The 541-nt window shown below is 69.1% G+C and carries 2 protein-coding genes; one reads left to right on the top strand and one right to left on the bottom strand.

Annotation, left to right across the window (positions count from 1 at the left end):
- On the bottom strand, window positions 1–200 hold a 200-nt coding region (locus FQ705_RS34350), incomplete at its 3' end, for a hypothetical protein (RefSeq protein WP_222105671.1).
- On the opposite strand from FQ705_RS34350, the gene FQ705_RS27640 reads away from it, so the two are divergent.
- The coding region (locus tag FQ705_RS27640; RefSeq protein WP_144146722.1) for an EamA family transporter at window positions 199–541 on the top strand (343 nt) is incomplete at its 3' end. The two genes, FQ705_RS34350 and FQ705_RS27640, sit on opposite strands and share 2 nt — an antisense overlap.

The raw sequence follows: 541 nt of genomic DNA, 5'->3' as shown, positions 1-541 counted from the left end.
CGCAGCGTGGCCATCACCCTCGCGACGCGGCTGCCCGTGGCCGCGGGCTCCGCCGCCCTCGCCTCTTTTTCGCTCGCCATCTGTCCGGCTCCTCGATCAGTACAGTTTCCCTGGATTGTGCTGATCCGTAGCTTAACCCGGGCGCCCCGGCATGGGATGCTGGAACGCTCCTCCTTCCATTCATTCGACGGATGCGCCATGCAAAACTCCACCCAAGGCTGGCTGAACGGTTTCCTCGGCGTCCTGATCTTCAGCGGCTCGCTGCCGGCCACGCGGATCGCCGTGCACGGCTTCGACCCGCTGTTCCTGACGGTGGCGCGCGCGGCGATCGCCGGCCTGCTGGCGATCGCCCTGCTGCTCGCCTTCCGTGAATCGCGGCCGGCGCGCGTCGACCTGCTGCCGCTGGCGATCGTCGCGTTCGGCGTGGTGGTCGGCTTTCCGCTGCTGACCGCGCTGGCGCTGCAGCACATCACCTCGGCGCACGCGATCGTGTTCGTCGGGCTGCTGCCGCTGGCGACCGCGATCTTCGGCGTGCTGCGCG

The organism is Paraburkholderia sp. BCC1884 (assembly GCF_900996225.1).
In the GTDB taxonomy this organism is placed as follows: domain Bacteria; phylum Pseudomonadota; class Gammaproteobacteria; order Burkholderiales; family Burkholderiaceae; genus Paraburkholderia.
Note: the sequence above shows the minus strand (reverse complement) of the source record. Positions and strands in the feature narration are given on the sequence as shown.